This is a genomic window from Microbacterium sp. 2MCAF23, assembly GCF_052115565.1.
In the GTDB taxonomy this organism is placed as follows: domain Bacteria; phylum Actinomycetota; class Actinomycetes; order Actinomycetales; family Microbacteriaceae; genus Microbacterium.
On record NZ_JBFRGY010000011.1, the window covers coordinates 91203 to 105214 of the forward strand.

The following is a 14012-nucleotide window of genomic DNA, read 5'->3' on the forward strand; positions in this document are numbered from 1 at the left end:
CTCAGCCCACCGCTGTCGCGCGTACGATGAGCGCCGTCTCGGGGTGCACGGAGGGCATGACGATGCCGATGCGCCCGAGGACCCGGCCGGTCAGCGCCACCCCCTCCCGCTGCCAGGCCGCGAGGTTGCCCTTCAGCCCGCGCAGGCTGAGCGGTTCGATCTCCACCCGGTAGCGCCGGTCGTCGTCGAGCCCTGGCAGCCGGAAGCGCCCGGCGCTGGCGGTCGCTCCGACGGCCAGCGCCGTGAACAGGTAGAGGGCGCGGCCGGCGTCCTCGGCGATCACGCCCTGCAGCGCGAACGCCGGGTCGGGCGTCTCCGCCCGCACCATCCGGCCGCTGTGCAGCAGCGCGCGCTCCCGCTTGTGCAGGGCGATCCAGTCCGCCAGCTGTGCGCGCTCGTCGTCGTCCCAGCCCCGGATGTCGGCCTCCACGCCCAGGTGCCCGAACAGCGCCACGGACGCGCGGAACGCGAGCGTGTGCGTGCGACCGGTGACGTGCGACGGCGCCGAGGCGATATGCGCGCCGATCAGCTCGGGCGGGATCAGCTGCGCGGTCCACGCGTTGATCCGCAGTCGCTCCAGCGGATCGTTGTCGTCGGATCCCCACACTCGATCGGTGCGCTCCAGCACACCCAGATCGACCCGGCCGCCCCCGGACGAGCAGGATTCGATCTCTAGCCCGGGGTGACGACTCTTGAGGTCGTCGACAAGACGGTAGAACGCCGCGGTCTGGCCGTGCACGCCGGGAGCGCGGCGCGGCCCCGAACCCGCCTCGACGAGATCGCGATTGTGGTCCCACTTGAGGTAGGCGATGTCGTACTCGTCGAGGAGGGCCAGCAGCGCATCGCGGATGTGGGCGTAGCAGTCGGGATTCGCGAGGTCCAGCACCTGCTGATGGCGCCCCGTGAGAGGCCACTCCGAGCGGGCCGACATGATCCACTCGGGATGCGCGCGAGCGAGATCCGAGTCCGGGTTCACCATCTCCGGCTCGACCCAGAGTCCGAACTGCATGCCGAGACCGCGCACGTGATCGATGAGCGGGTGCAGCCCGAGCGGCCACACCTCGGCGGAGACGGTCCAGTCGCCGAGCCCCGCACGGTCGTTGCGGCGGGCGCCGAACCAGCCGTCGTCGAGCACGAAGCGCTCGACGCCTACGGCGGCGGCCGCGTCTGCGAGCTCGATGAGGTCTTCCTCGTTCTGATGGAAGTAGACGGCCTCCCACACGTTGAGCGTGACCGGGCGGGCGGTGCGGGGATGCTGCGGGCGGGCACGCAGCATCCGGTGCGACTGCACGGCCAGCGCATCGAGGCCGCATCCGTAGAACCCGTACAGCCACGGGGTCGCGTACTCCTCACCCGGCGCGAGGCGGCCCTCGCCCGGCAGCAGCAGCTCGCCGCCGGCGAGCACCTGCCGCCCCTCGGCGACCCTCTCGACCTGATGCACGTGGTTGCCGGACCAACCCACATGGATCCCCCAGGCCTCCCCCGAGGAGAAGTCGAAGCCGTGGCGCCCCACGATCAGCGCCATCGCGGCGCCGAGCCCGGTGCGGCCGCGGCGGTTCTCCCTGCGGTGAGCGCCGACGCCGAGTCGCCGGCGCTGCGGAACCCGCTCGACCGCCCAGCGGCCCGCGAAGTCCAGCGCCTCGTCCGCATCCAGGGGCACCGGCAGCGTCGGCATCAGCGACTCGAGCCGGTACACGTCGTCGCCCCTGTTGCGCACAGCGGCCCGGGTGCGGATCGCACCGGATCCGGTGAGCTCGATGTCGAGTGCGAGAGTCAACCGCGCCTCGTCGTCCAGGGCGGTGACGCGCACCGAGGCCGGACCCGACGAGAGGATGAGGCGCCCGCCCGACGACGGATCCGAAGGACCCTGACCTCCGACGGGAGCACCGTCGATCGCGACGCCGGTCACCCGGAAGCGCGGTGACCAGTGCGCGCCGTCCCGGGATCCGCTGATGCCGGGGGTTCCGCTCCAGCCCCGGGAGAGCTCGGGAAGCACCGACACCGGCACGACCGCGTCCACCTCGCTGCCCGCATCCGGGAACACGCCGGAGAGGGCGAGCGCCTCGAAGCCGGCGTCGTCGAGCGGACCGCAGGACGCGCCCCAGTGCACGACGACGGGAAGCCCTCCGTCCCGGATGTCCAGGACCAGGGCGACGCCGCCCGTCTCCAGCACGATGCCGAGATCCACGGTTCCGGCGCTCGCCTCATGGCCGTCGAGAGTCAGTGACGACATGATTCCCCTTCCTGGGCGGTTCGAGTATTGTTTACGTTGCCATGCAAGGGACCAACGTGCAACGGATCAAGGACGGCGCACCACGCGCCTCGATCAAGGACGTCGCCCAGCGCGCAGGCGTGTCGCCGCAGACCGTGTCGCGGGTCGCCAACGGGTACGTGCATGTGCGACCCGAGAAGCGCGAGAAGGTACTGGCCGCGATGAAGGAGCTCGGCTACCGGCCGAACAGCGCGGCGCGCAACCTGAAGTCGGGCCGGTTCCGCAGTCTCGGGGTCGTCACCTTCAACATCACGACGCTGGGCAACGAGCGCACGCTCGAGGCCGTCGCGGAAGCGGGCGCGGCTGCGGGCTACACGACGACCCTGATCCCCGTGACGGATCCCACCCGCATCTCGGTGGCGGGCGCCTTCGGGCGCCTCGAGGAGCAGGCCGTCGACGGCATCATCCTGATCATGTCCGCCGAGTTCGGCTCGCCGGACGACTACGCCCTCACGGCAGGGCTCCCGCTGGTCATCGTCGATTCGACCGCGACGGCGGATCACACGCTCGTCGACACCGATCAGGAGCAAGGCGCTCGAACCGCGATGCGGCACCTGCTCGACCTCGGCCATCGACGCATCGCCCACGTCGCCGGGCCGCTCAAGTCGTTCTCCGCGCACCGACGCGAGGACGCCTACGCGCGCGTCTGCCAGGAGCACGCCCTCGCCACCCCCGCCCGGCACCGCGGCGACTGGTCCGCGGCGTCGGGCTACGCCGCCGGCCGGGAGATCCTCGCCGAGGAGCCGCGCCCCACTGCCGTCTTCGCCGCCAACGATCAGATGGCGCTGGGCGTGATGCGCGCCGCGCACGAGGCGGGCCTGCGCATTCCGCAGGACCTCAGTGTCATCGGCTTCGACGACAGCGACGACAGCGGCAGCTACTGGCCGCCGCTGACCACCATCCACCAGCATTTCGACGTCGTCGGCCAGCGTGCGACCGAACTGCTCATCGCGATGATCGACGGGGAGCCGCTGCCCGAGAACCCGCTGATCCCGACCCGGCTCGTGGTCCGCGACAGCACCGGCCCGGTGCCGGCTCAGGACTGACCGCACCTCAGAACTCGGTCGGGCCGAGCCGCGGCTCCGGAGCGAACCGGACCGTGGGTCGCTCCAGGCCGCGCAGCTCGAGCACGAGGATCTCGTTGCTCTCCCCGCGCAGCAGCGGAGCCGGCACGTACAGGGTCTCCTGCGGTCCCCGCGCCGAGTAGCGGCCCAGCGCGAAGCCGTTGATCCAGACCGCGCCGGACCCCCACCCCCGCACGTCGAGGTGAAGATCGCCTGATGCGTCCGCATCGAAGCTGCCGGCCAGCAGCACGGGTCCGCCCAGCGGGACCCCCCGCAGCACGGGCGTCCCGTGCGCCGCGAGCGCGGCGCGGACTCCGTCGGCCTCCAGCTCCAGGGGCGAGACGAGCCAGCCGTGCAGCTCCTCGCCGTCCAGGCGCACCGGGCCGATCAGGCCCTTGGCCTCGCCGATCCTGGGTCCGTAGTTTACGCCGCCCAGGTGCTCGACCAAGATCGACAGCTCCCCACCCGAGGGCAGCGCGAGCACACGGTCGTGCGCCTCACGATCGAGGATGCCGACAGCGTGGCCGTCGAGCAGCACGTGCGCGCGGTCGCGCACCTCTGCCACGGTGAGCGCGCCGCCGTGCGGGATCTCGATCGCGTAGCGCGAGTATCCGCGCGGCGACCCGAAGGCGGTGGCGGCGGGAGCCGTGTCGTGCGCGCTCCAGCGCTCGAGTCCGGCGTCCGCGAGCGCGACGGCGCGTTCCAGCGGCGCCTCCAGGACGCGGGAGGGCGAACGCGGGGCGGGACGGTCATCCGGCACCGGCGCGTGCGCCGCGATCACGTCGCGGAACCGCCAGTACTTCTCGGTGGGCGTCCCGTCCTCGGCGATCGGCGCGTCATAGTCGTACGAGGTCGCGATCGGCCGGTAGACGCCCTTGTCGTTGGCGCCGGCCATGTACCCGAAGTTGGTGCCGCCGTGCACCATGTAGATGTTCACGCTCGCGCCCGCGGCGAGGATCGCCTCGAGCTCGGCAGCGCTGTCGGCTGCCGACGTCGTGTGGTGCGGCTCGCCCCAGCTGTCGAACCAGCCGCACCAGAATTCGGCGCACATGAGCGGCCCACTCGGCTGATGCCGCCGCAGTGCCGCGAGCCTTTCGACCGCGCGCGACCCGAACGACGCCGTGCTGAGCAGCTCGGGCAGAGTGCCGTCGTCGAGCATCGCATCGGTCGGCTGATCGACCGTGGTCAGGGGCACGTCGATGCCCGCCGCCCTGGTCATCTCGGTGAGCGCGCGCAGATAGGTCTTGTCGGATCCGTAGGCGCCGTACTCGTTCTCGATCTGCACCAGGATCACGCCGCCGCCGTGCGTGAGCTGGCGCGGCCGGACGATGTCGTACACCGCGCCCAGATACCGCTCGACCTCGGCGAGGTAGCGCGGATCGCGCGAGCGCACGGCGATCGTGCCGTCCTCGATGAGCCACTCGGGAAGGCCGCCGTTGTGCCACTCGGCGCAGATGTAGGGGCCAGGTCGCACGATCGCGAACATGCCCTGGGCCCGGACCAGGTCGAGGAAGCGTCCGAGATCGAGGCCGTCCTCGGCGGCGAACGCCCCGCGCCGTGGTTCGTGCGCGTTCCAGGGCACGTAGGTCTCGATCGTGTTGAGGCCCATCTGCCGCGCGGTGCGCAGCCGGTCCTCCCACTGATCCGGGTGGATGCGGAAGTAGTGCATGGCCCCGGAGATCACCTGGAACGGTGCTCCGTCGAGGAGGAAGTCGGTCTCGCCGATGGCGAAGGCGGGCATGGGGTCTCCGGGGTTCGTGAGGATCGGCGTCGGAGGACGCCGGACGGAAGGGGTGCGGGATCCGCATCGGCGGACCCCGCACCCCCGAGGGCGGATCCGGGTTACTTGTTGACCTGGAAGCCCTGCTGGTTGCCGTAGTCGACGAGCGTCTTCTGCCACTCCTTCAGCGCCGCATTCAGATCGCCCTTGGCGCCGATCGCCTTGCCGACCGAGTCGCCGAAGACGTTGTTGGCGTAGCCCTGGAAGGGCAGGTACTGCCAGCCGGGGATGACCGACTTCGACGCCGCGACGCCGACCTGGTTCGCCTTCTGGCTGTCGACGAAGGCCGGGAAGGTGCGGTTCGCCCACGCCTGGTCGTCGAACGTGGCGACGGTCGAGGGGAATCCGCCCTTGTTGACGAGGTCGCGTCCCTTGCCGTCGGCGAGGAACTGCAGCACCGCCGCGGCGAGGGCCTTGTTCTTGCTCTGCTCGGTGACCGTGATGCCGCTGCCGCCGTTCTCAGCGGAACCGGGAGTGCCGTCCCACGTCGGCATGGGCGCGACCTTCCACTTGTCCACGCCGTAGTCCTCGCCCATGTCGATCATCCAGGAGCCCATCATCAGCGTGGCGAGCTTGTCCTGCGCGAGCGCCTTGGTCCACTCGTCGGACCAGGTGGCGAGCGGGGAGAGCTCGCCCTTCTGCAGCATCCCGCCCCACATGTCCGCGAACTTCTTGCTGCCGGTGTCCTGCAGGTCGATCGTGACCTTCTCCCCGTCCGTCTTGAACGGGTGACCGCCCGAGGCCCAGATCATGCTGGTGAAGAAGCCGGCGTCGCCGCCGGTGGCGATGTAGGCGTCCGGGTTCGCCGCGTGCAGCTTCGCGCTGTCCGCGGTGAACTCGTCCCAGGTCTTCGGCGCCTCGGTGATGCCCGCGGCGGCGTAGAGCTTGGTGTTGTAGATCATGACCATGGGACCGGAGTCCAGCGGGAGGCCGACGAGCTTGCCGCCGACGTTGACCGCGTTCCAGGTGGAGGCGGTGAACTTGTCCTTGTAGCCGTCCAGGCCGTAGGGGGTCATGTCCGCGAGCGCACCGCTCATCGTGAGCTGCGGCATCGTCTGGTACTCCACCGGCACGATGTCCGGAGCACCGGATCCGGCCTTGACCGCGTTCTGCAGCTTGGTGACCGTCGCGTCGGGGTTGTCGAGCTTGACGACCTTGATCTTGACGTTCGGGTGCTCCTTGGTGAAAGCGTCCGCCCAGTCCTGGGTCGTGTCGCCCCAGGTCCACCAGGTGAGCTCACCGCCCTTCTTCAGCGCGGCGTCGATGTCGGCCTTCGAGCCGCCGGAGGCGGCGTCGCTGCCGCCCTGGCAGCCGGCGAGGGCGCCCATCATGAGTGAGGCGGCGCCGACGACGACGGCGGCGCGCATCCAGATGTTCTTCTTCACTGCGGGTTTCCTTTCGGGAGGTGATGCAGAGATCTTTCGTGCGTGGGATTCGTGATGCGGGGAGGGTGGATGGATGCGCGGCTACTTGACGCTTCCGGCGGCGAGGCCGGACTGCCAGTACCGCTGCAGGTACAGGAACGCGGCGGAGATGGGCAGGACCGTGAGCAGCGAGCCGGTGATGACCAGCTGCGGGATCGGCGCCGTTCCGATCGAGGCGGAGGCGGACGCCCACTGGCTGAGCCCCACGGTGAGCGGATACCACTCGGGGCTGGAGAGCATGATCAGCGGGAGGAAGTAGTTGTTCCACGTCGCGACCACCGCGAACATCAGCACGGTGATGAAGGCCGGGGCGAGCTGGCGCAGCGAGATCGAGAAGAAGATCCGCAGCTCCCCCGCGCCGTCCAGACGCGCGGCCTCGATGAGCTCGTCGGGGATCGCTTCCGCGGCGTACACCCACACCAGGTACAGACCGAACGCGCTCACCAGCGACGGGATGATCACCGCCGCAGGCGTGTTCGTCAGACCGAGCTTGCTGAACAGCAGGAACTGCGGCACGGCGAGCACGGATCCGGGGATGGCGAGCGCGCCGAGGATGATCGCGAACACGGCCTTGCGCCCGGGGAAGCGGTACTTCGCGAGGCCGTAGCCGGCGAGCGTGGCCAGCAGGGTGGCTCCGCCGGCGCCGACGACGACGTAGAGCACGGTGTTCAGGAACCAGCGCAGGAAGACGCCGTCGTCGTAGGCGAAGGTGTCCGCGATGTTCGTGAACAACGAGAAGGTCGGCCCGAACCACAGTCCGGGCGTCGTGTAGAGGTCGGACTTCGACTTGGTGGCGTTCACCACCAGCCAGAACAGCGGCCCCAGGCTGTACAGCAGCATGAGAGACATGACGATCATCAGCGTGATCGAGGTGCGGGTGCGACGCGGCGAGGTGCGCCGCGTGCGCCGGACCGGGCGCTGCGCGACCCGTCCGCTCGCGAGCCGGCTCGGGCGCCGTCCGGTGACAATGGCCTCGGTGTCCCTCGGCTCTGCGCTGTTCGAGGTCATGACGCTCATCACTTCTGCTCCTTCGAGCCCATGGACTGCGCGACGAAGGCGATGATCATCGTGATCACGCCGGAGATGATCGCGATCGCGGCGGCGTAGTTGAACTGGGATCCGGCGAACGACAGGTTGAACGCGTACATGTTCGGCGTGAAGTAGCTGGAGATCGAGTTCGGCGCGATCTTCTGCAGCACGGCGGGCTCGTTGAACAGCTGGAAGCTGCCGATGATGGAGAAGATGGTCGCGACCACGATCGCGCCCCGGATGGCCGGCAGCTTGATGCTGAACACCGTGCGCAGCGCACCGGCGCCGTCGATCTCGGCCGCCTCGTACTGCTCCTGCGGCACCGCCTGCAGCGCGGAGAAGAAGATCAGCATGTTGTAGCCGACGAACTCCCAGGTGACGATGTTGCCGATCGCGGGGAGGATGAACGTCGCCGACAGCGGGGAGGGCACGACGTCGCCGAGCCAGCGGTTCAGATCGGCGACGAGACCGAACTGGTCGCCGTACATGTAGCCCCAGATCATCACGGCGACGACGCCGGGCACCGCGTAGGGCAGGAAGATGCTGAGCCGGTAGAACGGCACGAAGCGCAGTCGCGCGCTGTCCAGTGCCAGGGCGGCGACGAGTGCGAGGATCAGCATGATCGGCACCTGTACCACGAGGAACAGTACGACACGGCCGGTGGCGTCCCAGAACTTCGGATCCACGATCGCCAGTGCGTAGTTCTCGAAGCCGACGAAATGCGTGCCTCCGATCAGGGAGTCGCGGAACAGGCTGAGATAGATCGCGTACAGCAGCGGCGCGATGAGCACCAGCGTGAACACGAGCATGAAAGGACCGACGAACCACCAGCCGGCCCAGGACCGCCGGGAGCGTCGGAGCCCCGTCATCGCCATCGACATCAAGTCACTTCCTCGTGATTGGTTGCGTTACCAAGAGCACTATAGGCACACTATGGTTACGTAAACAACTCACGGTTCGGAAACGTGATGTTTACGTTGCCAATCCGTCGAAGTTCCACCGTATGGACGATGTGCGGAGGCAGACGGAGGCCGACCAGATGGACAGAAGACGAAGGAGTTGGATCCATGCAACGACGACGATGGACGCAGGGGGCGATCGCGCTGAGCGGCGCGATCCTCGCCCTTGCCCTCGCCGTGCCGGCTCAGGCCGCCACGACCTCGACGCGACCGGCCGCCGGCCCCGCGCCGACCCAGATCCCGCAGCTCACCGGTGCCGAGCTCTCCGCGAGCTGGACGGCGCCGCTGAGCACGCGCGGGCGCTACGTGGTGGACGCGGACGGCGACCGGTTCAAGCTCATCTCCGCGAACTGGGACGGCGCGCAGGGGCATTGGAGCGGGAACGGATCCAAGTCCGACCCGACCACGCACAACAGCGGCGACAGTTACGACATCCCGATGGGTCTGGACCGGGTGGCGCTGCCGACCCTGATGAGTGACTTCCACTCGATCGGGATCAACAGCATCCGCCTCCCCTTCTCGAACGAAATGCTCGGGATGACGGCGGCCGTGCCGGACGCAGCGGTCGCGGCGAACCCGCAGTTGCGCGGCAAGACGCCCCTGCAGGTCTTCGACGCCGTGATCGACGCGCTCACCGCCGACGGCTTCGCCGTGATCCTGAACAACCACACCACGACATCACTGTGGTGCTGCGGCGTGGACGCCAACACCAAGTGGTACAGCAGCCAGACCACCGAGAAGTGGATCTCGGACTGGGTCATGCTGGCCCAGCGGTATCGGACGAACCCGCGCGTCGTGGGCATGGATCTGCGCAATGAGGTGCGACGAGATGTGACCGACGACGCGAACTGGGGCATGGGCGATGGCAACGACCTGTACAAGGCGTACCAGCAGGCGGCCATCGCGATCCAGAAGGTGAACCCGGACGTCCTCATCGTGATGGAGGGCATCAACTGGCAGGGGGTGCCGATCGACGGCTTCTTCCACGACCGGCCGATGCTGAAGCCGGTCGCGAACACGTCGAACACGATCCTGCACCCCGACAAGCTCGTCTATTCGGCGCACGTGTACGCGTACACCGGCCCGCAGCACACCGGTGCCACGGGCCTCGGCGAGACGCACGACCTGCGCTATCGGGACATGACGGCGGCGCAGCTCGCCGATGCCGTGACGCAGGAGGGGCTGTTCGTCACCACCGCCGGGCAGCACTACACGGCGCCGGTGTGGATGAGCGAGTTCGGCATCCGCGGGGCCGGGGAGACGGATCAGAAGAACATCGACTGGTGGAACAACTTCACCGACCTGCTCGCCGCCAACGACACCGACTTCGCGGCATGGCCGCTGGTCACGCAGGCCGATGCCGCCGGCACGTTCGCCGACACCTACGCTCTGCTCGGATACCGGCCGGACGGCAGCAGGATCAGCATCGCCGATGACTGGCGATACGCGGGGTGGCAGAAGCTCGTGACCTCCGTCGGCAAGACCGGGCACGTCGACCCCCCGACCCGCTGGAACATGCTGGGCAGCGACAGCTACCTGCCCGACACGAACGCCTCTGTGCTCATGCAGGACCGTCCCGACTGGGATCCGGGCCAGTGGAAGGGCGTCTGCCCGGACACCGAGCACCTCCAGGGCGTGTCGCGCAGCAGCAACCGCGCCCTGTGCACCGACGCCGGGCAGCCGTCCCTCACGACCGTGCGCCACGTCGTCGGCAATGAGATGAACGTGCAGTCCGACTGGGCCGGCGGCTACAGCAAGCTGCAGTGCGCGAACGGCGAGATCGCCGTGGGCCTCAGCCTGACCATCGGCACGGTCAACCGCTGGGCCACGTCCACGCTGCTCTGCGCGCCGAGCACGACCGCGCTGCCGCAGAGCGCCGGCCGCACCCTCTGGTTCGACCGCGCGGACAACCGGCCTGCGGGCGGAGGCTCGACCGCGAGCGACTGGGCGCCCGGACGCTTCAAGGGGCAGTGCGCGGACGGCGAGTACGTCGCCGGCATCGCCTACACCTATCAGCGGGTCCAGGGCGGCGTGCCCAGCGCTCTGCTCTGCAAGCCGCTGCACTGACCCATGCACCTGTCCCGGACGGCGTACCGTCGCTCCGGGACAGGCGCACGACCCTGCGCGACGCGACAGCGCCCCTCGACCCGACCCCTGCACCGCATTCCCCACCCCGGAAGGATCCGCCGTGATCGACACGATCCACGTCGTCTTCAAGACCCACCTCGACATCGGCTTCACGGCGCTCGCGCGCGACGTGATCGCCGGGTACACCGAGCGCTACCTGCCGCGCGCGATCGAGCTCTCCGAGGAACTGGAGCGCCGCGGCGGGCCCGCCCGATTCGTCTGGACGACCGGGTCCTGGCTGATCGATCACGTGCTGCGGGCCGGCACGCCCGCCCAGCAGGACCGGCTGGACGCCGCCCTGAGAGAGGGACGGATCCACTGGCACGCACTGCCGTTCACGACGCACACCGAGCTCATGGATCCGTCGCTCGCCGCGTTCGCCGCGTCGATCGCACAGGGGCTGGACGCCCGGTACGGTCGGCGCACCATCGCTGCGAAGATGACCGACGTGCCGGGGCACACCATCGGGCTCGTGCCTGTGCTCGCCGCGGCGGGGATCGAGTACCTGCACCTGGGCGTGAACGGCGCCTCCGCGGTCCCCGACGTGCCCGAGTTCTTCGTGTGGCGCGCACCCGACGGCGCCGAGGTCGTGGTGAACTACGCCCGCTCCTACGGCTCGGAGGGGCTCGACCTCGCCGTGGTGCCGGGCGGCACGGACGCGCTGCACCTCGCGCACACTGGTGACAACAACGGCCCGCCCTCGGCTGCCGAGGTCGAGGAGCTGTTCGCCGCCCTGACGGCCGCGCACCCCGGCGCACGGATCGTCGCATCGAACCTGGACGACTTCGCCCGCGCCGTGCTCGCGCACCGCGACGCCCTCCACGTCGTGACTGCGGAGATCGGCGACACCTGGATCCACGGCGCGGGCGCCGATCCCCTGCTCACGGCGGGACAGGGCGTGCTGCAGGGGCTGCGGACCACGTGGCTGCGCGACGGCGCGCTGGATCCGTCGTCGGCGGAGCACCACGACTTCGGCGTCGCCCTGCTTCGCATCGTCGAGCACACCTGGGGCGAGGATCTGAAGACGTACCTCCCCGACTACGTGAACTACGCCAAGGCCGACTTCCGTGCCGCGCGCGCCCGCGATGTCGTGGATCCGTCCGCGAATCCCGCGGACACCCGCACCTACGACTGGGCGTGGGCGGAGCATCCGTCGCCGCAGGGCCTCAGCTATTCCGGCTTCGAGGCGTCGTGGGCCGAGCAGCGCGCGCACCTGGATGCCGCGCTCACCGCGCTCGCCCCTGAGCGCGCCGCAGAGGCGCGCGCAGCGCTGGCCGAGCTGCGTCCGTCGGCGGATACCGGCGCCGGCCCCGCCACCCCCGAGGCCGAGGTGAGCGTCGGCGAGGAAGTCGCGCTGGGGCGGTTCCGGGTGACGTTCGGGGCGGACGGCGCGATCACCGGGCTGCGCGACGAGCGCGGGGCCGTGTGGGCGGATCCGGAGCACACGCTCGGCGCCTTCCGGCATCAGACCTTCGACGAGCGCGACGAGGAGCGCTGGCTGCAGCAGTATTGCCGCGATCTCGGACACACCGGCGTCTGGGCGATCCCCGACCAGGCGAGCCCCGGGCTCGCGATCGCCGAGACCCTGCCGGCGCGCGTGACGGCGCCCGAGCTCCGCGGCCTCACGACCCGCGCCGCTCCGGAGGGCGACGGCACGGCGCTTCTCGAGCTGACCCTCCCGGAAGAGCTCGTCGCCGAGACGGGGGCGCCGCGGCGGGTCCGCATCGAGTACCGGTTCCCGCAGGGCGAAGGCCCGATCCGGATCCTGCTCGACGTGTGCGGGCGAGAGGCGTCGCGGCTGCCCGAGGCGAGCTGGTTCGGCTTCCGTCCGGCGCCGGCCGAGAGGGCCGCCGCCGACGCCTGGGCGCTGCGCAAGCTCGGCGTGCCGGTGGACCCCCGGCGCGTGGTGAGCCGCGGCAACCGCACGCTGCACGCGGTGACCGCCGTGGAGCGCCGCGGATCCCGTCCGCTGCGCCTGCGCACCATCGACGCCCCGCTCGTCGCGGTCGGCACCCCTGCGCTGCTGCGCTTCGACGACGAGATCCCGGATCCGGCCGACGGATTCGCCGTGAACCTGCACAACAACGTGTGGGGCACGAACTTCCGGATGTGGTTCGATGACGATCTGCGCTACCGGTTCGAGCTGGACCTCGACGGCGCAGCCGCCTTCGCAGAGGAGAACCGATGACCGACGTCCGCCGCGCGTCCGCCGCCGATGACGCACTCGTGACGAGCCCGCTGGTGATCATGGCCGTGCGTCCGGACGGGTTCGAGGCGGTGTGGGCGGTGAGCCGGCTCAGCCGTGGACGGCTCGAGTGGCGCACCGACCGCGCCGAGGGTGAAGCGCGGATGGATCCGTTCGGCATGACGCCCCAGGGCGAGCAGGTGCTGCGGGTGCGCGCCGAGGGGATGCACCCCGGCACGACGGTGCAGGTGCGCGCGGTCACCGAGGCGGTCGGCGACCCCGGCGCGCAGCACGTGAGCGCATGGAAGACCGTGCGCCTGCTGGATGCGTCCGCCGCACACGCCCGGATCGCGGTGTGGAACGACACGCACCAGCGCGACGACACGATCCGCGCCCTCGACGAGCAGACTCCGGCGGTCGACCTGCTGGTGTGGAACGGCGACCTCTGCAACGACTGGAAAACCCCCGGCCAGTTCGTGAGCACCGTGCTCTCCCCCGCCCAGCGCGACATCAGCGCCGACCGGCCGCTCGAGATCACGATCGGCAACCACGACGTCCGCGGGGACTGGGCGTTCCAGCTGCAGGACTACGTGGCGACCAGGGACGGCCGGCCCTTCTCCGCCGCGCGGATCGGGCCTGTGGCGTGCCTCTTCCTGCACACGGGCGAGGACAAGCCCGACGCGCACCCCACCTTCGAGGGTCGCGTCGCGTTCGAGCCGCTGCGTGCCGAGCAGGCGCTGTGGCTGCGCGAGGCGATCGCACGGCCGGAGATCCGCGACGCGCCCTACCGTCTCGTTTTCTGCCACATCCCGCTGCGCTGGCTCGACGAGACCCCGGCCGACTACGACGACGAGGGCTACGACTGGTTCAGCCGGTTCAGCCGCGACGCCTGGCATGACGCCCTCGTCGCCTGGGGCGCGCAGCTCATCGTCTCCGGGCACACGCACGAGCCGGCGCTGATCCCCGGCGACGCGCAGTTCCCGTACGCGCAGGTCGTCGCGGGCGGGCCTGACCTCGACGCCTCCTCGGCGGAGGCCGCGACCTGGATCGACATCCAGGCGGATCCCGAGGCCCTGCGCCTGGAGATGCGCACGCTCGACGGCGCCGTACGCCTCACGCATGCCCTCGCGCCGCACGCGCCCGACCGGTCACGCTCCGATGGAGGCGATTAG

The 14012-nt window shown here is 70.0% G+C and carries 9 protein-coding genes; 4 read left to right on the plus strand and 5 right to left on the minus strand.

The features are described 5' to 3' along the window. Window position 1 precedes the first annotated feature (1 nt). Window positions 2-2233 (minus strand): alpha-galactosidase, encoded by a 2232-nt coding sequence (locus AB4078_RS12295; protein WP_441977371.1) that lies wholly within the window; start codon window positions 2231-2233, stop codon window positions 2-4. Between the two features lie 41 nt (window positions 2234-2274). Between AB4078_RS12295 and AB4078_RS12300 the strand changes: the two genes are divergently transcribed. Beyond that, the gene (locus AB4078_RS12300; protein WP_233312487.1) at window positions 2275-3318 is read left to right on the plus strand and encodes a LacI family DNA-binding transcriptional regulator; all 1044 of its coding nucleotides are present in this window, start codon (window positions 2275-2277) and stop codon (window positions 3316-3318) included. Between the two features lie 7 nt (window positions 3319-3325). On the opposite strand, the gene AB4078_RS12305 is transcribed toward AB4078_RS12300, so the two are convergent. The 4 genes from AB4078_RS12305 to AB4078_RS12320 all read right to left on the minus strand — a co-directional run bounded on the left by AB4078_RS12305 (window position 3326) and on the right by AB4078_RS12320 (window position 8444). Then, window positions 3326-5077, minus strand: coding sequence for a glycoside hydrolase family 35 protein (locus AB4078_RS12305; RefSeq protein ID WP_441977372.1), 1752 nt, complete (start codon window positions 5075-5077; stop codon window positions 3326-3328). Between the two features lie 101 nt (window positions 5078-5178). Further along, complete coding sequence (locus tag AB4078_RS12310) at window positions 5179-6501, minus strand: ABC transporter substrate-binding protein (RefSeq protein WP_441977373.1); 1323 nt, start codon at window positions 6499-6501, stop codon at window positions 5179-5181. An 81-nt stretch (window positions 6502-6582) separates the two neighbouring features. Then, the gene (locus tag AB4078_RS12315) at window positions 6583-7548 is read right to left on the minus strand and encodes a carbohydrate ABC transporter permease (RefSeq protein ID WP_441977538.1); all 966 of its coding nucleotides are present in this window, start codon (window positions 7546-7548) and stop codon (window positions 6583-6585) included. Between the two features lie 8 nt (window positions 7549-7556). Then, window positions 7557-8444 (minus strand): carbohydrate ABC transporter permease, encoded by an 888-nt coding sequence (locus tag AB4078_RS12320; protein ID WP_233312527.1) that lies wholly within the window; start codon window positions 8442-8444, stop codon window positions 7557-7559. Window positions 8445-8636: 192 nt separating this feature from the next. Between AB4078_RS12320 and AB4078_RS12325 the strand changes: the two genes are divergently transcribed. From AB4078_RS12325 to AB4078_RS12335, 3 genes are all read left to right on the plus strand, one after another. Next, the gene (locus AB4078_RS12325; RefSeq protein ID WP_441977374.1) at window positions 8637-10595 is read left to right on the plus strand and encodes a glycoside hydrolase family 5 protein; all 1959 of its coding nucleotides are present in this window, start codon (window positions 8637-8639) and stop codon (window positions 10593-10595) included. Between the two features lie 121 nt (window positions 10596-10716). Then, entirely contained in the window at window positions 10717-12843 is a 2127-nt protein-coding gene (locus tag AB4078_RS12330) for a DUF5054 domain-containing protein (protein WP_441977375.1), read from the plus strand. Next, window positions 12840-14012: a metallophosphoesterase family protein gene (locus AB4078_RS12335; RefSeq protein WP_441977376.1), complete on the plus strand. Its 1173-nt coding sequence runs from the start codon at window positions 12840-12842 to the stop codon at window positions 14010-14012. The genes AB4078_RS12330 and AB4078_RS12335 overlap by 4 nt, the downstream gene beginning before the upstream one ends.